Genomic DNA, 21,348 nt, shown 5'->3' with positions numbered 1-21,348 from the left:
GCATACTCTTCGTGTTCTGCTGCGTAGTACTACTCGGTGTCGTGGGTCTTGCGTTCCGTCGCGGCGTGCTCCGCGCGAAGTCGCTCCTTCCCTCAGCGGCTGCCTGGATCGTGCTATCGCTCATATCCATCATCATGGTCACCTTCCTTCTGTACACGTTCACGAAGAGCGAAATGGTCGCGCATATCGCCACCTGGGTCAATATGCTCACGATATTGTTCTTCCTCGTGTATATCCCTATGTCCAAGCATCTGCACCTCTTCTTCTGTCCGTTCAATGAGATATTCAAGAATTTCGAGATAGCGAAGCTTCGCAAGCTCGATCTTGAGAACGAGGAGAAAGAGGATTACGGGATCAATACGCTCAAGAACATGAGCTGGAAAGATCTCTTCGATACGCTCACCTGCATTCAATGCGGACGCTGTAATGACAACTGTCCGGCGGTAGCGACGAAAAAGGCGCTCGCCCCGCGAGAGATGATACTCGATACACAGCACGCCATGCTCGCCAATAAGTTCGAGGAGCCCCTTGTCGGTGAAACGATCAAGTCGGAGATACTCTGGCAGTGCACAACATGTTCCGGTTGCGAATACCATTGCCCGGTCGGCATTGAACACTTACCAAAAATGATCGGCATGCGGCGCTTCCAGGCGGCGAACTCAGAATTCCCGAAGGAACTGCAGAACACGTTCACCGGCCTTGAGCGCAACGGCAATCCGTGGAATTACGGCTCGCATCTGCGCGATCAGACGGTCACCGAACTCGATGTGCCGCTCTTCGAAGAGGGCACCGAATATCTCCTGTGGATGGGCTGCTTCGCGAACTACGACGCGGGTTATCGCAATTCGATAAAGGCGTTCATACAGATACTCAAAAAAGCCGGCGTCAGCTTCGGCGTCCTCCCCGGCGAAACATGCTGCGGTGACCCTGCCAGAAGGCTCGGCAATGAATTCCTCTTCACGGCGCTCATCGAAGGGAATATCGAGATATTCAAGGAATTGAAGGTCAAGAAGGTCATCACCGCCTGTCCGCACTGCATGCAGACGCTTTCGCGCGACTACAAGGACTTCGGCATGGACCTCTCGGTCATGCATCACAGCGAGTTCATCATGAAGCTCATAAGCGACGGAAAGATATCCGCGGCGAAAAAAGATACCGCTGAGATCACCTACCATGACCCGTGTTATCTGAGCCGCTACAATGAGATAACCACCGAGCCGCGCGAAGCACTTAAGAAATTCGGCCTGACGATATCCGAGATGAAACGCTCGGGCGAAACATCGTTCTGCTGCGGCGGCGGCGGCGGCACCGTGTTCCTTGAAGAGCACGGCGAACGGATCAATCATCACCGCTCAGAGGAGATAATCGCCACCGGCATGAAGGAATGCGCGGTTTCCTGCCCGTTCTGCTTTACCATGATAAAGGACGGCGTGAAGGACAAGGGTAAAGGCGAGGAAGTGAAGATACGGGATATGGCGGAGATAATCGCGGAACGGTTGTAGCTCAGCTTATCCGTTGATAATAATAAAAACGCATGCGCGATTTCTATCGCGCATGCGTTTTTTAATTGTCTATGCGCTTATGCGCCGAGCGATTTCTTCAGTTCCGCTTCGAACGCCGGGAGGAATTGATAAACATCGGCGACGATGCCGTAGGTGGCCACACCGAATATCGCCGCTTCGACGTCCTTGTTCACCGCAACGATGACCTTTGACGAGGACATGCCGGCGCGATGCTGTATCGAACCGGACACGGCGCATGCGATATAGAGGTTCGGCGACACGGTCGTACCCGTCTGGCCGACTTGATGCGAATGGCCGATGAAGCCCGCGTCCACACAGGCGCGTGATGAACCCACCGCCGCGTTAAGCAGTTTTGCGACCGGGCGTATGGAATCGAATATTTTCGCGCCTTCCGTGGTGCGTCCGCCGGTAACGATGATGTTCGCTTCTGAAAGCGGTATCTCGTCGCGCGCTTCCAGTTTCTGCGCGGTGACCTTCGCTTTATCCGTAGCGGCCTGTGCTTCGACTTTCTCAGCCGCCGGTGTTGTACCGTTCGCGTTCACCGGGAACACGTTCGGGCGAATGCCGAATATCGAGGGCTTGCCTTTCAGCTTAAGCGACATCATGGCCTTGCCTGCATACGCAGGTCGCTTCACGATGATCGCGCCGCCGTCGGCTTTCGCTTCAATGCAGTCCATGACCGGCAATACTTTCAGCGTTGCGCCGAGCTTTGCGGCAAGATCTCGCATGAACGGCGATGTGGGCACGATGACAGCATCATATCCCTTAGCCAACGACGCGGCTACTCCCGCATACGCATTGGGCGCATAGGTCTTGACCGCATCACTCTCGGCAGTGAACACCTTTGTCGCACCGCTGTCCTTGAATTGTGTTGCGCCGGCAGTCGCACCGTCGCCAATAAGGAGCGCATGCGCTTCGCCGCCGGCAGCCTTCGCGAGCGTATATGCGAGCGACGCCGCCTCGAGGGAGACCTTCCGCACGAGCGCGCCTTTCATTTCTCCGATAACAAGTATATTTCCCATCGAATAACTCCTTATATTACCTTAGCTTCTTCGCGCAGAAGACGTATGAGGTCCTGCGCGAGCTTATGCATGTCGTCGCCCTCGAGCTTTTTGCCTGCGGGACGCGCGGGCGGATCGTCGAACGATACGACATCGTATGAAGCGTATTCTGCGGGGTTAACGCCGAGATCAGCGAGCGTAAAGCGATTGACCGTTTTTTTCTTCGCAGCCATCTTGCCCTTGAGCGATGGATAGCGCGGCTCATTGAGCCCCTTCTGGCAGGTGACGACGCACGGCGCGGAAAGTACCACCGTCTCGGTGCCGCCCTCGATATCGCGCTCCACGGTCACGTTCGTGCCGGAGATATCGAATTTTATCGCCGAAGTAACGTAGGGTATATCGAGGAAATGCGCCGCAGCGACGCCGGCGGACGAAAGATCATAATCGATGCCGGTACGTCCGGTGAATATGATATCGAACCCTATCTTCTCTGCGGCCTTCGCAAGTGCAGCGGCCGTTGCAAGCGGATTGGAAAGCGAGAGCGCGGGATCGTTCACGATATAGGCCTCATCGACGCCGCGAGCGAGCACATCGGCCTTGAGAAGCGTCTCAACGCGGTCGCCGCCGACGCTGATGACGGTGACAGTACCCGTTCCGAGCTTTTCCTTGAGTTTGAGCGCTTCTTCGATGGCGAACTCGTCGTAGGGATTGGTGATCCACTGGAAACCGTCCTCCACAATGCCGTTCTTACCCGCATTGATGCGGATATTCGCCTCGGTGTCAGGGACTTCCTTGACAAATACTGCTATTTTCATTGTTCCTCCGTTATAAGGGCCATACAGCAAAAACCTGCATGGTTGTGAAAAAAGTGCGTTAAGTGTATAGTGACATCATGTTCTTGTCAAGACAAATTGAACAGGAAATACCTGTTCAATTTGTATAAAGGGAGATCGGGCAGGAAAATGTAAGGGCATGAGCTGTTCACATACCATCATCTGTTACAGCCCATGTGAAGGTATAGTATAACAGAACAAATGCATAAGTTCAGCGATAAAAATAGAAAATTGCTGCCGCTGGTGATGTGCTTGATGGCCGCATGCCTGTGCTCTCAGGACTTTAACGATCAGTTCTATCATGGGCGCGATGCGAAAGGGAATTTCGGCAAGGACCTCGATTTCCGGGAGAAGATAGCCCGGATGCACTTTGAATTCGGCGGCGGCATCACCGCCGGCGGTCTCGACCGTCCCCTCTATGGTAACGGCACGTTCAATACGGTGTGGGTTCCCGCATACTCGTTCGATGCGTTCATCGGCCTTCGCATCATCGGTCCGTTCTTTGAGGATATCGAATTCGGCTTCGGCTGGCACGGGAATGCGAAATTCCAGACCAATGTCGCTGGGGTGACAAGGGATCTCTCCCTCACCAATCTGTATACGCTGCAGTTCGCGTACCTGATAAAGTATAAATTCTTCCAGATAAACAAGCTTGAGAACGGGCCGTGGTCGTATCTCCATATGTGGCTCGGGCTCGGGCCCGTCGTCGGTGTTTTCAGTGATGCAACGAGCGTGTACACCAATGCGGTATTCGCCTCGAATGAGACCTATACGGCGCTTCGTTTCGGCTGGGAGGCTGTTCTCGGCGGCACGTTCTCGATGGGTGAATCGCCGTTAAGCGCAGGCTTCCAGGTGAAATACGTCCGCTATCTCGCCGCGCCGTTCTCGGGATTCATGTTCTCCGGCGGATGGGACACGCAGCCGCAGTACATCATGCTTTCCGTGCTCGTCTATTTCAATTTCTGGGATGAAAAATAACAGCCATGGACGACCGCGCCGTCTTTGAATCCTACCTCGCGGAGCATCCGGTTCTGCCTAAGCATGAGCCCGTCGAACCGACGCGTTCACGTGCGATAAAGCCGGGGGACGTGAAGAATGCCAGACCGAAAGATACCATCGACCTGCACGGTATGATATCACGCGATGCCGCATCCGCGCTCAGCCGCTTCCTGACCGGTGCCGTACGCTCAGGTGCTTCCCCCGTGCTCATCATCCACGGCAAGGGACTTCACAGCGGCGGTATCGGCGTCATCAAAAAACTCGTGCTCGATGAACTTTCGCATCGATACGCAGAACACGTACTCACGTTCACTCCCGCACCGGCGCGTCTCGGCGGGGGCGGGGCGACGCTCGTGTGGCTGAAGCGCAACAAATAAAAATGCCCGCCGGTCACCCGGCAGGCATTTTTGTTCTCGGCTAAAACGAAGACAGATTATTTCGCAGCGTCGCCGCCGACTTTCTTGCCCTTCATTTCCTGGAAATACTGCTTAATGCGTTCCTGCATAAGCTTTTTCAGGCCAGGCGAAGAGACTTCAACGATGGCAGTTACGCTCTTTTCCTTGTCGTTCTCTTCGATGATCTTGACGATATCCATGCCCACGATGGATCCGGCCGCTTTTTCCTTCACGACCTTGCCGATGAGTTCATTGTTCTCGGTCGCGCCCGTCGATTCGATGTACGAACCGATCATCTTCGTCATGACCGTTTCCTTACCGACGATCTTGGCCGCTTCTTTGGCTTCCGAACGCCATTTGCGCTCAGAACCTTCCGGTGCATAACCGGTCACCTGTGCGCGGAAGGTATCGTCATTGATCCATCCTTCCGGATTGCTGTTGCTGACACCCATGCAGCCGACGAGTGCCGACATGGCGACTGCCGCCGCCGCTACTGCCGTGATGATCTTTTTCATCAGTACGCTCCTAATAGTTTTTTATTACAATAACGGTCTTGCCGTTACTATAACCATACCGTGGTCGAGAACGAGACCTACTTCGCCGCCTTCTTCGCCTTGACGGTTATCGTCTTATCGTCCATATTCTGGACCTCAAGCACGAACCCCGTTTTTTCGCCCTCCCGCTCCAAGTCGGCGGCAAGATCACGGGCGCTGCCGAGATAGCGTACAAGGAATTTCGCCGCATCCCCCAGCATACCCTTATTAAAGACCTTTTTGACATTACGGAACGATTTGGGAAGCTCTTCCTCAAGCGTCAGCTGGTCCTTGAACTTGAGCCCGCTGACCAGCAACGTATACTCGGTGCCGCTCTGCGCTATCTCCTGCCACGACTTCGATATCGCCGAAATGAGCTTATCGTTGACTTTTTCGCCCGCAACACGTTTGAAGCCGCCCTGCACTACGTCCTCATCGCTGCCGCCCATATGGCCGCCCTGCTCGCTGATCTGTGTGCCCGGTATCACCGTACCATCCGCGACATTGACCGCCTTGAGCGAAATGGCGATGCGATAGCTCTTCATCTCGGTCCCTTCTATCATCTTGAAGAACGTCCCGAGCGCTTCGCCGACGATGACGACCTGAGCGCCGGTCCCGACGCCGATCTTCGATATCGCGCCCGCCATTGCGGCCCCGCCAAGCTCGGTAAAGCGGATATTTTCCTTCGCCAGCACCGATTTCAGCATATCGCGGTCGACGATCTTGAAGCCCCGTGCGCTGAGAGCAGCCTCAAGCGCGATATTCATCCCGGTCACTTCGAAATCGTTCTTGTTCTTATCGATCCCGCGCTCCTTGAGTATAACGGCTATCAGCGGGAGATTCGCCTTATCGATAAGAAGACCGAGCGCCTGCAGGTTGTCATGGATCATATCCATGCCCACTTCGGCATTGATCGTTACGGTGTAAAGACCGCTGTCGTTCTTTTCGCTTTCGATCTTGTAATTGGCCACATAACCGCTCGATTTATCGGTGATGTTCTTGCTGATAAGTTCGTTATTCTGCACATTGGCTTCAGAAGTCACATAGCTTCCGACCACTTCCATGACGGCCTTGCGCTGCGCGTCCTGTATGGCTTCGTCGCGGGCAGCGGCAACGCCTCTCCTGCCGACATCACCGACCCCTTCGGACGTGACACGCTTGGTCTTCCCGCCCTTGAACGTCGGATTGCTCCAGCTGTCGACCTTCTTAACGCTGAACGAGCCGTCGATAGCGCTCGCCGACGTCGATGCGCAGGAAATGGATAGAAGCGCTGCGCACACGGCGGCGCCTATGATGAGTACAGTGCGTTTCATGGTTCACTCCTCGTGATTATTTGATCTCGAGCTTATCGAGCATTTTCGACTTCGAATCTATCTTCTGATTGACCGCGTTCACACGAGCGTCGATCTTCGCGAGCGCCGCGGCTATCTTGGCCTCGAGCCTATCGTTCGCCTCGTAGATGCGCTTAAGCGTGGCATACGCGCGCTTTACGTTCGGGTTCTCATTATTATCAGCGAGCACGCTGTCGGCAAGCATCTTTATCGATTCATTGCCGTTCTTTACTTGATTATATCCGTCATTGAGCGCCGTATGGTCGGCCGATGAATCGCTCGATTTCACGAGCAGATCGCCGCCCTTGTCGCCTATCGTACTTGCACGAGCCTCCATCTTGTTCATGGTGCCCGCAGGGTCTTTCTTCACCGACTCATCGCGCTCCTTGAGGAACGAGTTGAGCGAATCGTCACCCTTGCTCGCCGTCTTCACGCTGCCCTTTTCCTCGCCGAGCACGACGCTCGCCGATTCGTTCTTCTTCACATCGGTCTCATTGTTGTCGTTCTTGACGTTGACCTTGCCGTCGTTAACGGCGACCATGGTCGACCCGTCGCTCGCAAGCGCCACCTCAAAATCGGTGCCGCGTACGGCAGCGACCGCCGTCGGTGTCTCCACTTTCATCTCGTCCGAACCGGTGAGCTTGTTCACCTTCAGTTTCATCCCGCCCATGAGCACGCCGAACGAGACGTTCTTTTTATTCTTCGTGTTGATAAGATTGCTGTTGAGCGCTATCACGGACTTCTCATTGATCGTGATGATCGACCCGTCCGCAAGCTGTATCTCGGCTTTCGATGCCGCCGCCGTCTTTACCACATATCCCGCGGGTATCGCCGCGCCGGTTTTCCCGACGGACTTGGTTTTCCCGTCAGCGGAATTGCATGATACCGAACCGCTCACTGATCTAAACATACCGATGGCATCGGCTGCCGAAAGCATACCGACCCCGATCGCGAGTGCCGCAAGTGACAGAATGATCCTCTTTCCCATACCTTCACTCCTTACCTTGATCTATGACCGTTACAACAGCCGCGCTTTACAATACCGCGGATTGCTGTTATAATCTCTCCATGAACGTTCTCAGGAACCTTCGGGCATTCTTCATAGCATACCTGACACTCGCAAGTATAACATTGTTCTATCTTTTAATCAAGGCTCGCGTGCATGTCAATCCGTTCGCTGCCTTTGCCCTCCGCGATATGCAGGGAATTCTCTATCAATTCGCGCTTTTTTACTTCTTCACGCTTTCCCCGATCATAGGCATGGCGGCGCTTATGCTCGCCCGATCCTGCACGATATTCCGCGGGGGCGTCATCGCCAGGACAGTAACGATGGCATCGATAGCGGTCATCGCAGCGGCCTATCCGATCTATATCCGCTATGTGCACGCCTCCACGCTTGATAAGGAATTCCGCGCTTTCGATATCCCCGTCGTAAAGAAATATCTTTCCCCCGGAGGCTTCATAACGCTGGACGCCGGGAAGATCCGTATCGGTACGCGCGACACGAAGGACAGAAAATACGATTACCGCGATGTGACCTATATTCCCGCGGGGGCATCGACGGTATACCATGCAGCATACGGCATCCAGAAACCGGGGGCAGTACTGCTCACGCGCGTGAACGCCTACAGCATCGAGACCGGCGCGTCACGCGACCTTACGGAATTTACCGTGCCCCTCGTCCCCGATGAACGCCCGAACGTCATCGTAGAGAGGACCATTGCCGGCCTGCAATGGCTGACGGACATCCCCAAACGCATCGGAAAAAAAAAGGGCGCCGTTCGCTCCGAGGACCCGGTGCTCTCGAAGATATTCTCACGCTTTTCCGACTCGTTCTTCCTGTTCGATACGCTCCTCGGCTTTCCGCTCATACTCACCATGCGCGATGTATTCACCGCATCGCTTCGCGTCATTCCTTATGCCCAGTTCGTCCCGGTATTCACCTTCGCCATCTTCCTTCTCCTCGCAAGCGCGTATCATCTCATCCATTCGCTCGCGGTGCCGCGGCTTACGTTCCATAACATCGCCTTTGTCGTCATACTATGGCTTCTCTTTCAGGCAGTATTCGCCGGCATCGCCGATGCCGTTGCCCTCCCGGCCATGCTCAAGCGGGCGACAATGCTCCAGATGCTCTTCGGATACGCCGGCATCCTTGCCGGTATCAATCTCATTGCGCTCTTCATCCGGTTCGCTCTTTCATTCTCGACCTATTACCGCCGTGCATCGGCATAAGGGAGCTCATCCATGAATATCGGGCCTATGGAGATCGGCCTCATCGCCGTCGTCGTGCTGCTTCTCTTCGGGGCGCGCAAACTCCCGGAACTTGCGCGTTCTGCGGGCAAGGCAATGACCGAATTCAAGAAGGGCATGCGCGACCTCACCGACCCTACGATAATTGACGCCCCGCCGCCGGTACAGTCCGAACCGCCGGCGCTTGAACAGAATGCGGTACCGCCCGTTCAGAAAAAGGGCGCTCATACAAGGAACGTTCACCGGCGCGTAAAGCATGCCGGGAAAAAGCATAGAAGAAAATAGCGAGGATATCACATGCATTTCGGCCCGCTTGAAGTAGGGCTCATCGCCCTCATCGTCCTGCTCCTGTTCGGCGCACGACGCCTCCCCGATCTCGCGCGCTCCATCGGGCAATCGATAAAGGAATTCCGAAAAGGCGTCAAAGCCGATACGGACAGGAAGGATCCGCGCCGCGTCGGCCGCCGCTGACAGCCCGCAGCGCTCGGCTGTTTTTCTTGACAAAACAGGGCTCGTTCCATAGAATAGCCATGACCACGTAAGGAGTATCGTTTGAAAGTCGCCGTCGTCTACCCGCCGTTCAGGAAGAACGGACAATATCCGCTTCTCTCGCAGAACCGTCAATTCAAATATTCGCGCTCGCTCGAAGTGCGCATCTTCCCCGTCATCATGGGACTCCTCGCCACAAAGCTCAAACTCGCCGGTCACAGCGTCCTCTTCCTCGACGGCATCAATACGCGCATGTCGATGAAGCGCTTCGAGGCGAAACTCGCTGCATTCAAGCCCGATGTGCTATTCCTCGAAACGAAGGCGCCGCTCATGCCTGCCATCTGGGAGTATGTGAACGCGCTTAAGAAGGCGTCGCCAAAAAAAAAGGTCATCCTGCTCGGCGATCACGTCTCCTTCTTCCCGGAAGAATCGCTTGAAAAATGCGCCGCCGATTTCATCATCACCGGCGGCGATTACGATTTCATTGGCGAAGAACTCGTCGCCGCGCTCGAAAAGAACAAACGCTCCTACCCCGGCGGCGTGTACTGGAAAAAAGGTCATTCGGGAAAAGCGAAGCGATACGACCTCGCACGGCTCCCCTTCGTCGATCGCGAGCTCACGCAGTGGCGGTCATACGGCGAGGCATATCTCTATCGCCCGGTCGCGTATATCCTTTCAGGACGCGGCTGCGGCAGGAACGATGAGGCCCCGGGCGTCTGCAGCTTCTGCGTCTGGCAGCATGCGCTGTGGAAATGCACGCATCGGCTCCGCCCCGCCGAGGACGTGGTCGCCGAGATAAAACATCTCGTGGACAATTACGGCGTCAAGGAAGTGTTCGACGACAACGAGAGCGGCTTCGTCTACGATGAGAACTACACCGAAAAGATCTATCACGAAATGCTCAAGGCGAACCTCGTCGGCAAAGTACGCATTTCGATGAACGCGCGCGCGGAAGCGCTCACGGACAAAGTATGCCTGCTCTTGAAAAAAATGGGCGGGCGGCTCCTCAAGATCGGCGTTGAATCGGCGAGCGATGAAACGCTCAAACGCATCAGCAAGAAAGAGACGGTCGCCGAGATCGAGAACGGCATACGCAAGGCGAAGGACTACGGGCTTCGCGTGCTCCTCACCAACATGGTCGGCTATCCGTGGGAGACGGATGATGAGGTCAAGGCGAGCTATGACCGATTGAAGCGGCTCATGTCCTACAAGACGCGCTTCGGCGATTCGCTCCAGGCATCCATCGTTGTGCCGTATCCGGGAACGCCGCTCTACCGCGAAGCGGTACGCAACAAATGGCTCCTGGTGAAACCCAAGGACTACGAAAAATTCGATATGTCCATCGATGTGTTAAAGACGCAGATAGACACGACGACATGGTGCCGGAAATTCTGGGCTATCCAGACGCATCCGATCTATCTCCTCAGGTCGTTCCTCACCATACGATCGTTCTCCGACGTGAGCATTGCGCTGCGCGGTGTCGTTTCGCTCATCGGGCACCTGCGCGATTACTAGACAATATGCCGAAACCGCGCGACTTCAATATCCCCATCATCATGTACCACGAGATAAGTTCCTCACGCGTATCCGACCTCTCCATTACCCCGGCCGCATTCGAGGCACAGCTCATTGCGCTCCGGCGTCTGGGCTTCACGCCGATAACGTTCACCGACCTCGATGCCATACTTTCGGGCATTCAGGAACGCCCGCGGCGGCCGGTGATATTCACCTTCGATGACGGTTACGAGAATTTCAAACGCTCCGCCTTCCCCATCCTCACACGGCATGATTGCCGCGCCGTTGTGTTCATCGTCACCGGTAAGCTCGGGAAAACGAACATCTGGGACAAGGCCAAGAAAGGGATCAGAAGACAACGGCTCATGTCGAAGGACGATATCCGCGAACTCGCCGAAGCGGGCATGGAATTCGGCAGCCACTCGCATACGCATGCCGACTGCACCGCACTCACGTCGAAAAAGCGCGCACGGGAGATACGCGGCTCCTACGAGATCATAAAAAAGATCACCGGGCGTCCCGTTATGGCGTTCTGTTATCCCTATGGCCATCATTCGCGGGAGCTCTGCGACTATATCGAGGTAAAAAGCATGTACCGTTTCGGCGTTGCGATACAAGGTGCGCGGGCACGACGGACGACGAGCGACCGGTATGTGCTGCCGCGCGTATTCGTTAAACCGAATGATTTTCTGATGCGTTTCCTCTGGAAGGTATTTAAACGCGTCTGGTGGAACGTGGATTTCGTGAAGCCCTTCCGCTAGAAGAACCCGAGTATCATGTTCGGCCACACGCCTATGGCCACGACAAGTATCGCGGCGATGAACGCTGCTGCTGTCACTATCTTCGACGGACGATGCGACTGCGCACGAAACGATGCCTCGCCGTTATATGCGTACATCGCCATGATGATCTTGAGATAGTACGCTATCGACAGAAGCGCATTGATAATACCGATGACCGCAAGCCATTCATAGCCGCTCTCGATAAGCCCCTTGAACACATAGAATTTCCCTATGAACCCGGCAAGCGGAGGCAAGCCCGCGTATGATGCGATGAAAAGAACAGCGAGCGCTGCAAGCACCGGTGAACGCGCGGAAAGTCCGTTGAGGCCCATGAGCGTAAGATTCCCGTCATTCTCGTCCGCGATGGCGGTGAGCACGGCGAACATGCCCGCCGATGTGGCCGCATACGCAGCGAGATAGAGCGCCGCCTGCTGCACACCACCCTCAGTAATGAGGACGCTCGCAATGAAGCCGGAATGAACGATAGCCGAGAACGCCAGAAGACGTTTGAGCGAGGGCTGTGCGAGGGCGAGCACATTGCCGACGATCATCGACAGCACGGCGAGTGCGGCGAGCGTATAGAGGAATATCATCCGTTCCCCGCCGGCGATGGTGCTCTGCGACGCGAAGAAGAACCCCGCCACCTTCGCAAGTACGGCGAACGCGGCGATCTTGGGCAGCACGCTCATGATGCCCGTGGACAATACGCTCGAACCCTCGTACGCATCCGGCGCCCAGAAATGGAACGGCACCAGTGCCAGTTTGAACGAGAACCCGATAAGGATGAACAATACGCCGAGATAGAAATACAGGGGATAGGGACTGTTCACTGCGGCATAGCCTACCGCGCGCTCAAGCTCGATCGTATGGGTGAACCCGTACACGAGCGATATGCCGTAGAGCATGAACGCGAGGGCGACCGCACCCATGATGAAATACTTGACCGCCCCTTCGATGCCCCGGGCGCTCGTCCTGTCCATGGCGGCGAGGAAATAGAGCGACACCGACAGCATCTCAAGACCGATGACGATGATAAGGAGATTGCCCGAGCATACCATGACTATCACGCCGGCGAGGGCGGTGAGCAGGAAGAAAAAGAATTCGCTCCCGAACAATTTCCGCCGCTCGGTAAGATACGGTATCGCGAACGCAGTGAAAAGGAATGCGCTTATCACCGCCGTCAGTATCAGTATGATGCTGAGCGTATCGTACATGAACACGCCGCCGAACGCACGTCCGCCCGCGGAACGCACGAACAGGACCAGAGATGCGGCGAGGGAGATGAGCGTGAGCACCTGCGCGATACGCGTTCGGGACTGAGCCTTCAGTATCCCGATAAAAAGTACGCTGAGCGCACCGGCGCCGAGCGCCGCAAGCGGCAAGAGTTCCGCAACACGCATGTATGCTCCTTGTCGATCTTCAGAGATTACGGACAGCGTCGCCGTCTATCTCGATGTGCCGCTTCATCATCTTGATATTATCGCCGCCGTAGCGCTTGATGAGCGCGTTGACGATCTCCACCGCGACCGCCGCCTCGCAGACGACACCCGCCGCGGGCACCGCGCAGACATCCGAACGCTCCGTCGTTGCAAGCGTCGTTTTCTTGGTCCTGATATCAACGCTTTTGAGCGGCTTCATGAGCGTCGGTATCGGCTTCATCGCCGCGCGGACGATGAGGTCCTCGCCGTTCGTCATGCCGCCTTCGATGCCCCCCGCATTGTTCGTCTCGCGGAAATACCGCTTGCCCTCTTCCGAGTAATTTATCTCGTCGTGCATCTGCGAGCCGAGCATTCTCGCCGCGGAGAACCCGAGCCCCACCTCCACGCCCTTGATCGCCTGTATGCTCATGAGCACATACGCCATGCGCGCATCGATCTTATCGCCCCAGGTGGAATACGTGCCCAAGCACATGGGTATGTTCTTCGCAATTATCTCGATGACGCCGCCGACCGTATCGCCCTGTTTCGCGGCCAGATCGATCTTTTTCATCATGGCGGCTTCCGCATTCCTGTCGCGGCAGCGCAGCGGCGACGCTTCGACCGTGTCGACGAATTTCTTGAAATCCTTTATCGCACCCTTCGCACGTATGCCGCCGAGCTCGACCGTATGTGAATGAATGGCTATCTCGAAATAACCGAGTATCGTCTTTGCAAGACCGCCCACAGCGACCCGTATCGCCGTCTCCCGGGCCGATGAACGCTCGAGCACATCGCGGATATCGTCGGTCTCATATTTGAGCGAGCCGATGAGATCGGCATGTCCCGGGCGGGGGACGGTGAATTTCTCGACCTTTTTCCCTTTCCAATGCTCCCAGTCGCGGTTCTGTATCTGCAGCGTAACCGGCGCACCGGTGGTGCGTCCATTGCGTATGCCGCCGAGAAAGAGCACCTGATCGCTCTCTATCTTCATGCGCGCCCCGCGGCCATGACCGCATTGACGGCGCTTGAGATCGATGTTTATCTCTTCCTCGCTTATCTCCACACCGGCGGGAACGCCCTGGATTATCGCCGTAAGACACGGCCCGTGCGATTCGCCGCTCGTGATATATTTGAACATGGGAACTCCTCGATGCTGCCTACGGCATTATAGCAAATCTGGCCGGGTAGTCAATGCACACGACGAGCACAACAGCACACCAATAGTCCCATCTATCTTGACACACTCCCGCCGACGCTCACATATGGAAGCGATCATCGATCGTCCCCGACCCCGTCTCGATGTTCGCCTCTACATCCTCGTATCGATCGCAGCGGCGATCAATGTCGTCGCCGTACTCCTTGTCGCGCTTTTCGCAGCACCCGGGATATCCGTGCCGCGGCTTTTTGAGAAGGCCGTACGCAGCCGTGGACCGGATTATCAGCAGACGATAGAATCGTTCAGCACCGAACCCGTACCGAGCGGTTGGCGAGCCGAATACGGACGAGTGAATTCATTCGGCGATAGCGCGTCCGTTCTTATTTTTTGTACCATCCCGGTCTCTTATTCTTCGCAAACCATGACCGGATGACCTTACCGCTTTCCGTCATCGTTGAAGAGCGGTCCTTCACATTCATATCCTCCGGACACTCGGCATCCCATCCGTGCCAGCTGCGGAACGCATGGTACGCCCAATCCCAATTGTATTTCTCAAAAATGTCGATGCAATCGGCGATATAGCGCGCGGCACTCCCGTCGGGCGCCCATCGTATGCAGCTGAACTCTCCGACGAACATATGAACGCCGTATCGCTTCTGGAATTCGATGACCGGAAGCAGCGCTTTCTCGAGCGCCGCTTTATCCCAATAGACGCCGCCCACGGTTCCCGGATACACCGCTCCGACCTTGTATCCCAATATCCCCTGATGCGTGATATCGACCGGCTGATACATGTGCGGGCTATAGACGATATTGGACATCGGCAGCGGCTTCAGTGAAATGAATCCGATGGGATTCCCGCCGACGGCGCCCTCGATGATAATGGTCGTTGCCGGATCGATGGTGCGGATGGCTTTTGCCGTCGCGATCGTCAGCTCGTTCCACCGCATGACGCCTTCACGCCAGTCGTTCATCGGTTCGTTCGCCAGATCGTAGCCCGACACGACGTCGGAATCTTTATAGCGGGCCGCCAATCGCTTCCAGCAGTCGATGAACCGCGCCTGGCTCGATGCGCTCGAGAAAAGGCCGTACTGCGAGGCGCCCATCATATCGAGCACCACATACATGCCGTATTTTTTCGCAAGCGAGATAAGCGTATCGATCTTTTCTATCTCTTTATTGAAGATCGCATCAAAATCCTTCGAATGCAGCCCATCAGGAAAAACATCGTGGTCCCATCCGCCGATATTCCAGCGAATACAGTTGACATTCCATTCCGAGAGCGTTTTCACGTTCTCTTCGGTAATGGGGTCGAACATCATGACGCCGCGCAACGCGGGAAGATCGTGTCCTTTTTCATTCGCAGCGCCGGCAAAGCCCGCCGCCTGGTCCGTCGAGAAAGTTTCGATGACACGGATTTCGATACGATCGAAAACGATCGTCCCGAGCGCCTGGTCGAGCCCGATGCGGAAGATTATCTTATCGCACTGCTCGCCCTGCATCTCGCCGTAGAAACTGATATTCGTCCAGCCGAACGTCCCTGAGGGTATTGTTGTGTGAAGGTAGGACGCCGCTCCGGAGCGGAACAACTGAAAGAGAAACCGCGAACCCGTATACGCGGGGTTTATTTTCGTAATGTTCTCGCCGCGGATACGCGCCGAAACGACTATCGCTTTTTTATGCACCATCCCCGGCGGGATCTCGGTGTCGATCAGCGCCGGTATATCCTGATTTGTCCTGGTTATCTTCAATCCGCCTTCAGGCAAAAACGAACAGGCGTCGAACGCCGCCGATCCGCTTTTCCCGTGCCAGCGCTCCCTCACCGAATTTTCATTGGTAAACCGTTCGGAAAACAGAACGGTATCCGCCGTCAGTGCGGCGCACAGCACGAATACGATAATAAAAATAGAACCGGGAAGCCGACTCGACACTGCTTTTTTCATTTCAGTTCTCCATACTTAACGTTACCTCAACAATACGATGAAACAGTCGATGTGTACATACAGAAACCGGTACACTTCATGCACGATTCGGTTTTTCTTTTCCGATATATACCGATATTTTCCGTTTCGTCCGTATCGGTACGATAAGCACCGCGCTATACGATATTCCCATAGAGATCATGCTCGTTCGCATGATCGACCGTTACCGCAACAAGATCGCCCGGCTTTACATCGCCCGAACGCGGCGCGATGACGAAGCCGTCGACCTCGGGCGCGCTCTGCCATGAACGGCCGGTCATCTCTTTCTCGGTGACCGATTCGACGAGCACTTCCATCGTGCGGCCATTGTAGCGGGATAATCGCTCCTCGGAAATGGCGAGCTGCGCATGCATGAGCTTCTCACGGCGGTCCATCGCCTCCGCCTCATCGGCTTTCTCGAGACCGAGCGAAAGCGCGTCGGTGCCCTCTTCCTCGGAATACACGAATATCCCCATGCGGTCGAATTTCGCCTCGTGAACGAGCTCCATAAGCTCGTTGAACTCATCCTCACCCTCGCCGGGGAAACCGACGATGAACGATGTGCGAATGACGCTCTCGGGATTGCGCTCACGTATACGCCCGATAAGCGAGAGGATATCGTCGCGGGAACCCCATCGGCGCATGTTCTTGAGGATGCCTGCGTTCACATGCTGGAACGGAATATCGAAGTACGGCAATATTTTTTCATCGGAGAAAAAAGCATCGAGCATGGCATTATCGATAAGGGCGGGGTTCTGATAGAGCACCCGTATCCATCGTATGCCGTCGATGCCGGCAAGCCCTTTCAGCAGTTTCGGGAGCATGCGCTCGCCGTAATTATCCTGTCCGTAATACGTCGTTTCCTGCGCGATGAGGTTCAGCTCTTTCGTACCGATCGCCGCGTATCCGCGCGCCTCGTTCATGATGTTCTCGATAGTGCGGCTCCGGTATTTCCCGCGAATGAGCGGTATGGCACAGAAGCTGCACGTGGAAAAACAGCCGTCGGCTATGCGTATGAACGCGCTCCCCTTGCCGCCGGTATGCACACGCGATCCGGGATGTTCCTCATACGTTTCCGGTGCAGGCGTGATATGCGTCGTCCCGGCATCGACCGCCTTGACGATGTTGGAGAGATTATTCGTGCCGATGAAGGCATCCACCTCGCGGAGCGCGATGGTAAGGTCCTCGCGATAGCGCTGCGGCATACAGCCGGTGGCGATGAGCCGCTTGCATTTCCCGTGCTGACGGAAAACACCGTAGGACAATATCTTATCGATGGCCTCTTTCTTCGCATCACCGATGAAGGCGCAGGTATTGACGATGATGACTTCCGCTTCTTCCGGTTTCACCGTGAACGTATGACCGGCCTTCTCGAGTATGCCTATCATCATCTCGCTGTCGACGGTGTTCTTCTCGCAGCCGAGTGTTTCGATATAAATAGTCTTCATGATCGGGCGCATACTATCATGGAATGACGGATTATGCCACTGATCGCGGAACGAGGTCTCGCCGACGAAGTATTATTGCATTCCTATCGCCGAAACAAAAAACCGCAGCTTACTCTGAGCACCACACGTCATTGGCTCGAGTGGTTGGGGTCGTATTCCCGCCAATAAGCCAGATCTTTTCATCAAATGCGACCGCCGCATGGCGATAGCGCTTCGCGAACGCGGGGAAAGCAAGGACATTCGTCCATTGTATCCCGTCCGGTGACAGCCACACGTCATTCGTACAGCCCGCGGCCCCGAAAGACGGATGATATCCCCCGATGAGCACTATGCGATTATGAAAGACAGCGCCGTAAAACGATGAGCGCGTAAAAAACGGAGCAGTTGCGACTGCCTGCGTCCAATTTGTCCCGTCTGGTGATGACCAGACATCTCTATAATAAGGACCGGCGCCGCTTCCCGCGATGAGCCAAAGTTTTTCGTTATGCACAAGCAGCGAGCACCCATTGCGGATATCGAATGGCGCGCCGTCATTCGCTGCATTCCAATTCGTGCCGTCCTTCGAATACCAAACATCATTCGTCAGGTCCGAGGGATTATTATTGTTCGTCGAGCCGGCAACGACCCACATGCAGTTATTGAACACCGCAGCCCCGAACTGAAATCTCCGGATGAACGCGGCCTTCTGTTTCGCACATACCCACGACACACCATCGCCAGAATACCAAACGTCATTGGTAACGTCAGTTATTCCAGCCGGTTCGAAAAGCCCGGCGATGATCCACATTTTCCCGTTGAAAACGAGGCATGCATGCCGGGTGCGGCCGGTGAATGCCGCCGACGCCGTCGCCGGAGTCCAGGCAATGCCGTTCGGGGAGCTCCATACATCGTTCAGACATGCAGCCCCATCGTACCCGCCGATAAGCCACATCTTACTGTTGTAAACAACGACGGAATGACCGCCGCGGGCGCTGAACGCTGCAGCGGCGGTCTTCACTTGCCAGTTCGTCGCACCGGTAAATATCGCCGAGGGATCGTACGGGTTCAAACGGCCTTTCGGCTGGGCTATGCATCCGATAGCGCCGAGCAGCATGCATACAGCACCGATAGCGACACCAAGAGCAATAGATCTTCGTTCCATCGTATCCCCCTCACCAACGCCAAGTGAATGCAAGTGATGCACCGTCTAGCGCCCCATTCTCCGCGAACACCGGCGATACCGATGGAAGGATCGATGCGTCTTTCATTGCGGGTACATCCGGTATAAAAAACCACCACACGGCGAGCGCTGCTGCGACACCGTACAGGGAATAGGCGATGATGTTCTCGATATTGCCCGCCGTTATCATCCCCTGATAGGTCGTGTATTTCGTATCGTATACACTGAGCGCCCCGCCGCTTTCCGTCATATAGGTGCTGGCATAGTAGCTCTCGGCACCGCTCTGCTGCAGCGCCCCGAGTATATTAAGCGTCCCGCCCGCAGCGAGCGCCCCGGCCGTCGAGAACAATACCGTCCATTTCAATGTACTCCATTCCGTTCCCCCGGCTGCCGTCCGTATCGTCGTCTTTGCCCCCGCGGTCTTGTCTTCTTTCTTCGTTTCCGATGCGACGGGTTTCACCTCTTTTTTCGGCTCCGTTCTCGGCGGGTCCGCCAACCCGCGCTCCCTGCGCTTCTGCAGAAGTTCGCGCTGATAATCCGCCACTTTCCATTTCAGATTGTTGACGATACGATTGATGGCTTCATCGGCATTCTCTATCGCTGGGAATTTCTCCTTCGTCGAAACGACGATCTGCGCCGTCTCGATGTTCGCCATGCTTACCTGAATGATGAACACGCTGCCGAGCTTGGAGAGGGAACCGTAGAGCATGTATTCCATATTGAGCAGACGCCCGATCTGCACCGCGCAGGCGCTTTCGGTGCAGCCGCTCATCTGCAGCTGCTGTTCTTTCATGATACTGTTCATATTGTTGCGGTCGAGGACCTCGAACGCCCCGCTGTTCACCGTCTCGCCGCGGAACATCTCGCCGACCACCTGTGCGTCGGAGGCGCTTACACCGGCCGCAGTGAAATCGAGTACGCCGATACGCGGCTTCCTGTCCTGCGCGAACAACGAAAGACATATGACGGGAATAAAGAAACAAAGATGGATTGAACGCATACGTCCGCCTCCTCGATCATATCTCCTATGTACTCCCCGCAGTATACAGGATAAATTCTTCAGTGTCAATTCTACGCACGGCTGAGTGTGTGACTTTCTATTGCGGCAACGCAGCGAAATAATTGCAAATGGCTATGGTTAGCCAGACACGAATTTCACTAATTCCCACGAATTATTCGTGTTTATTCGTGCAATTCGTGTCTATCCCTCTTAATTCGGCGTTAATCGATCAGTATATTTCACCTGCAAAAAAATTCACTCACCACGGCTGAAGAACAAGACCGATGTTGCGCCGGCGACCGATGCGGAAGCACCCGCCGCGGACAATGCGCCGCTCTTTTCATCGCGGCGGAAAACGCTTATGCTGTCGGACTTCTGGTTCGCCGCAACGAGTATTTTCCCGTTCTGTGAGAGCGCGAAATCGCGCGGCCACAGACCGCCGGACGGCGTCGTGCTTATGAATGTCATTGCCCCGTCGGCGGCGAGCGAGAACAAGGCTATGCTGTCATGCCCGCGCGTTGAGGCGTAGAGGAAATTCCCGTCCGCCGAAACCCGTATCGATGCGCCGCTCATATCGGGCGTTACTGTTTCGGTTATCGTGCATTCGGTCTGCACGCGTGCCAGCGATGCGTTCTCATACCGATACCTGTCCACGGTGCAGTTAAGCTCGTTCACCGAGTACACTATCCTCTTCTTCGGGTGCACGGCGAGCCAGCGGACACCGGCACCGGGGGCGCATTCGGCGAACGGCGCGGTATGCGGCGTGAGCGTACCGTCATCCGTCAGGCGATAAAGGAATATCTTATCAAGACCGAGATCGGCTATCGCGACGATGCCGTCGGGAAAAACGGTGGCGCTGTGGCAATGCGGCGCCGTCTGGCGTTTCGGATTGGGGCCCTTGCCGCTGTGCTGTATCACGCATGACGGTGCAAGCACTTTCCCGTCGGAAGCGAGCGGCAGCACGCCGACCGAACCGCCGGAATAATTGGATGCGATGATGAACTTCCCGTTCGCGCTGAAGCCGAGATGACACGGCCCCGCGCCGCCGGACGATTCCGCGTTCATGAACGTAAGCGCCCCGTTCTCGCCGACAGCATATGCCGATACGCTCCCGCCGGGCTTCCCGTTGAACTTCGCCGATTCGCCGACGGCATAGAGTGTCTTCCCGTCGGGTGAAGCGAGCGTGAACGATGGTCGTTCACAGGCGGTAAACCCTATCGTCGAGATCGCCCCCGATCCATTATCGATGCGGAACATGTGTATGCCGGACTTTTCTCCAGCGACACTATTGCCGATAGCGAGGAATGAAGTCATGGATGCGCCTCCGGCCGCGGTAAGCGAAGGCACGATAGAACCGGCGAGGGCTATCGACGATGCTTTTGCCGCAGCGTTGAAAATAAAATCCCTGCGTGAAATGGTCGCCATACCAGTGAGTATACCATGAATATTCGGAAAGCGCTATGCAGAGAACGCAACCCGAATGTCCGGATAAATAAAGAGAACCACAGAGATGATACGATTTTGTCAAGCGAGGATAATTGTGATATCCTTAATT

At 55.6% G+C, this 21,348-nt stretch carries 21 protein-coding genes; 9 read left to right on the top strand and 12 right to left on the bottom strand.

From position 1 onward, the window contains the following. A partial coding sequence (locus AABZ39_15005) for a (Fe-S)-binding protein (protein MEK6796087.1) occupies positions 1–1,502 on the top strand: 1,502 nt, incomplete at its 5' end. A gap of 77 nt (positions 1,503–1,579) precedes the next feature. Here the strand turns inward: AABZ39_15005 and AABZ39_15000 are convergent. After that, the gene (locus tag AABZ39_15000; GenBank protein MEK6796086.1) at positions 1,580–2,545 is read right to left on the bottom strand and encodes an electron transfer flavoprotein subunit alpha/FixB family protein; all 966 of its coding nucleotides are present in this window, start codon (positions 2,543–2,545) and stop codon (positions 1,580–1,582) included. An 11-nt stretch (positions 2,546–2,556) separates the two neighbouring features. Next, positions 2,557–3,339, bottom strand: a complete 783-nt coding sequence (locus AABZ39_14995) for an electron transfer flavoprotein subunit beta/FixA family protein (protein MEK6796085.1) — start codon at positions 3,337–3,339, stop codon at positions 2,557–2,559. A gap of 273 nt (positions 3,340–3,612) precedes the next feature. Here AABZ39_14995 and AABZ39_14990 point away from each other — a divergent pair, with 273 nt between their 5' ends. Both AABZ39_14990 and AABZ39_14985 read left to right on the top strand, forming a co-directional pair. Next, positions 3,613–4,335, top strand: coding sequence for a hypothetical protein (locus AABZ39_14990; protein ID MEK6796084.1), 723 nt, complete (start codon positions 3,613–3,615; stop codon positions 4,333–4,335). Positions 4,336–4,340: 5 nt separating this feature from the next. Beyond that, entirely contained in the window at positions 4,341–4,733 is a 393-nt protein-coding gene (locus tag AABZ39_14985) for a Smr/MutS family protein (protein MEK6796083.1), read from the top strand. A 56-nt stretch (positions 4,734–4,789) separates the two neighbouring features. On the opposite strand, the gene AABZ39_14980 is transcribed toward AABZ39_14985, so the two are convergent. From AABZ39_14980 to AABZ39_14970, 3 genes are all read right to left on the bottom strand, one after another. Continuing rightward, a complete protein-coding gene (locus AABZ39_14980) occupies positions 4,790–5,266 on the bottom strand; it encodes a hypothetical protein (protein MEK6796082.1) in 477 nt (158 codons plus the stop codon). Positions 5,267–5,343: 77 nt separating this feature from the next. After that, entirely contained in the window at positions 5,344–6,597 is a 1,254-nt protein-coding gene (locus AABZ39_14975) for a hypothetical protein (GenBank protein MEK6796081.1), read from the bottom strand. Positions 6,598–6,613: 16 nt separating this feature from the next. Then, positions 6,614–7,603 carry a FecR family protein gene (locus AABZ39_14970; protein ID MEK6796080.1) on the bottom strand — a complete coding sequence of 330 codons (990 nt, stop codon included), beginning with the start codon at positions 7,601–7,603 and terminating at the stop codon, positions 6,614–6,616. A 23-nt stretch (positions 7,604–7,626) separates the two neighbouring features. Between AABZ39_14970 and AABZ39_14965 the strand changes: the two genes are divergently transcribed. From AABZ39_14965 to AABZ39_14945, 5 genes are all read left to right on the top strand, one after another. Then, positions 7,627–8,847: a hypothetical protein gene (locus tag AABZ39_14965; GenBank protein ID MEK6796079.1), complete on the top strand. Its 1,221-nt coding sequence runs from the start codon at positions 7,627–7,629 to the stop codon at positions 8,845–8,847. Between the two features lie 12 nt (positions 8,848–8,859). Next, a complete protein-coding gene (locus AABZ39_14960; protein ID MEK6796078.1) occupies positions 8,860–9,150 on the top strand; it encodes a twin-arginine translocase TatA/TatE family subunit in 291 nt (96 codons plus the stop codon). Positions 9,151–9,162: 12 nt separating this feature from the next. Beyond that, positions 9,163–9,336 (top strand): twin-arginine translocase TatA/TatE family subunit, encoded by a 174-nt coding sequence (tatA, locus tag AABZ39_14955; protein ID MEK6796077.1) that lies wholly within the window; start codon positions 9,163–9,165, stop codon positions 9,334–9,336. A gap of 81 nt (positions 9,337–9,417) precedes the next feature. Beyond that, positions 9,418–10,869: a radical SAM protein gene (locus AABZ39_14950; protein ID MEK6796076.1), complete on the top strand. Its 1,452-nt coding sequence runs from the start codon at positions 9,418–9,420 to the stop codon at positions 10,867–10,869. A 5-nt stretch (positions 10,870–10,874) separates the two neighbouring features. Further along, positions 10,875–11,630 carry a polysaccharide deacetylase family protein gene (locus AABZ39_14945; protein MEK6796075.1) on the top strand — a complete coding sequence of 252 codons (756 nt, stop codon included), beginning with the start codon at positions 10,875–10,877 and terminating at the stop codon, positions 11,628–11,630. On the opposite strand, the gene AABZ39_14940 is transcribed toward AABZ39_14945, so the two are convergent. Both AABZ39_14940 and aroC read right to left on the bottom strand, forming a co-directional pair. Next, positions 11,627–13,051, bottom strand: coding sequence for an NADH-quinone oxidoreductase subunit N (locus AABZ39_14940; protein ID MEK6796074.1), 1,425 nt, complete (start codon positions 13,049–13,051; stop codon positions 11,627–11,629). The genes AABZ39_14945 and AABZ39_14940 overlap by 4 nt on opposite strands. A gap of 19 nt (positions 13,052–13,070) precedes the next feature. Continuing rightward, a complete protein-coding gene (gene aroC, locus AABZ39_14935; GenBank protein MEK6796073.1) occupies positions 13,071–14,207 on the bottom strand; it encodes a chorismate synthase in 1,137 nt (378 codons plus the stop codon). Positions 14,208–14,331: 124 nt separating this feature from the next. Between aroC and AABZ39_14930 the strand changes: the two genes are divergently transcribed. Next, the gene (locus AABZ39_14930; protein MEK6796072.1) at positions 14,332–14,658 is read left to right on the top strand and encodes a hypothetical protein; all 327 of its coding nucleotides are present in this window, start codon (positions 14,332–14,334) and stop codon (positions 14,656–14,658) included. Here AABZ39_14930 and AABZ39_14925 read toward each other — a convergent pair. The 5 genes from AABZ39_14925 to AABZ39_14905 all read right to left on the bottom strand — a co-directional run bounded on the left by AABZ39_14925 (position 14,606) and on the right by AABZ39_14905 (position 21,218). Further along, positions 14,606–16,168 carry a cellulase family glycosylhydrolase gene (locus AABZ39_14925; protein ID MEK6796071.1) on the bottom strand — a complete coding sequence of 521 codons (1,563 nt, stop codon included), beginning with the start codon at positions 16,166–16,168 and terminating at the stop codon, positions 14,606–14,608. The two genes, AABZ39_14930 and AABZ39_14925, sit on opposite strands and share 53 nt — an antisense overlap. Positions 16,169–16,323: 155 nt before the next feature. After that, positions 16,324–17,634, bottom strand: coding sequence for a 30S ribosomal protein S12 methylthiotransferase RimO (rimO, locus tag AABZ39_14920; protein MEK6796070.1), 1,311 nt, complete (start codon positions 17,632–17,634; stop codon positions 16,324–16,326). A gap of 109 nt (positions 17,635–17,743) precedes the next feature. Continuing rightward, positions 17,744–18,775: a hypothetical protein gene (locus AABZ39_14915; GenBank protein MEK6796069.1), complete on the bottom strand. Its 1,032-nt coding sequence runs from the start codon at positions 18,773–18,775 to the stop codon at positions 17,744–17,746. 10 nt (positions 18,776–18,785) lie between these two features. Continuing rightward, complete coding sequence (locus tag AABZ39_14910; protein ID MEK6796068.1) at positions 18,786–19,793, bottom strand: CsgG/HfaB family protein; 1,008 nt, start codon at positions 19,791–19,793, stop codon at positions 18,786–18,788. Positions 19,794–20,048: 255 nt separating this feature from the next. Continuing rightward, on the bottom strand, positions 20,049–21,218 hold the full coding sequence (locus tag AABZ39_14905) for a lactonase family protein (protein ID MEK6796067.1): 1,170 nt from the start codon (positions 21,216–21,218) through the stop codon (positions 20,049–20,051). Positions 21,219–21,348 lie beyond the last annotated feature (130 nt).

The organism is Spirochaetota bacterium (assembly GCA_038043445.1).
Lineage (GTDB): Bacteria > Spirochaetota > Brachyspiria > Brachyspirales > JACRPF01 > JBBTBY01.
Note: the sequence above shows the minus strand (reverse complement) of the source record. Positions and strands in the feature narration are given on the sequence as shown.

Coding starts and splice junctions, on each gene's coding strand:
- AABZ39_15000 (MEK6796086.1), bottom strand. CDS start 2,545: ATGGGAAATATACTTGTTATCGGAGAAATGAAAGGCGCGCTCGTGCGG.
- AABZ39_14995 (MEK6796085.1), bottom strand. CDS start 3,339: ATGAAAATAGCAGTATTTGTCAAGGAAGTCCCTGACACCGAGGCGAAT.
- AABZ39_14990 (MEK6796084.1), top strand. CDS start 3,613: ATGGCCGCATGCCTGTGCTCTCAGGACTTTAACGATCAGTTCTATCAT.
- AABZ39_14985 (MEK6796083.1), top strand. CDS start 4,341: ATGGACGACCGCGCCGTCTTTGAATCCTACCTCGCGGAGCATCCGGTT.
- AABZ39_14980 (MEK6796082.1), bottom strand. CDS start 5,266: ATGAAAAAGATCATCACGGCAGTAGCGGCGGCGGCAGTCGCCATGTCG.
- AABZ39_14975 (MEK6796081.1), bottom strand. CDS start 6,597: ATGAAACGCACTGTACTCATCATAGGCGCCGCCGTGTGCGCAGCGCTT.
- AABZ39_14970 (MEK6796080.1), bottom strand. CDS start 7,603: ATGGGAAAGAGGATCATTCTGTCACTTGCGGCACTCGCGATCGGGGTC.
- AABZ39_14965 (MEK6796079.1), top strand. CDS start 7,627: ATGACCGTTACAACAGCCGCGCTTTACAATACCGCGGATTGCTGTTAT.
- AABZ39_14960 (MEK6796078.1), top strand. CDS start 8,860: ATGAATATCGGGCCTATGGAGATCGGCCTCATCGCCGTCGTCGTGCTG.
- tatA (MEK6796077.1), top strand. CDS start 9,163: ATGCATTTCGGCCCGCTTGAAGTAGGGCTCATCGCCCTCATCGTCCTG.
- AABZ39_14945 (MEK6796075.1), top strand. CDS start 10,875: ATGCCGAAACCGCGCGACTTCAATATCCCCATCATCATGTACCACGAG.
- AABZ39_14940 (MEK6796074.1), bottom strand. CDS start 13,051: ATGCGTGTTGCGGAACTCTTGCCGCTTGCGGCGCTCGGCGCCGGTGCG.
- aroC (MEK6796073.1), bottom strand. CDS start 14,207: ATGTTCAAATATATCACGAGCGGCGAATCGCACGGGCCGTGTCTTACG.
- AABZ39_14930 (MEK6796072.1), top strand. CDS start 14,332: ATGGAAGCGATCATCGATCGTCCCCGACCCCGTCTCGATGTTCGCCTC.
- AABZ39_14925 (MEK6796071.1), bottom strand. CDS start 16,168: ATGAAAAAAGCAGTGTCGAGTCGGCTTCCCGGTTCTATTTTTATTATC.
- rimO (MEK6796070.1), bottom strand. CDS start 17,634: ATGAAGACTATTTATATCGAAACACTCGGCTGCGAGAAGAACACCGTC.
- AABZ39_14915 (MEK6796069.1), bottom strand. CDS start 18,775: ATGGAACGAAGATCTATTGCTCTTGGTGTCGCTATCGGTGCTGTATGC.
- AABZ39_14910 (MEK6796068.1), bottom strand. CDS start 19,793: ATGCGTTCAATCCATCTTTGTTTCTTTATTCCCGTCATATGTCTTTCG.
- AABZ39_14905 (MEK6796067.1), bottom strand. CDS start 21,218: ATGGCGACCATTTCACGCAGGGATTTTATTTTCAACGCTGCGGCAAAA.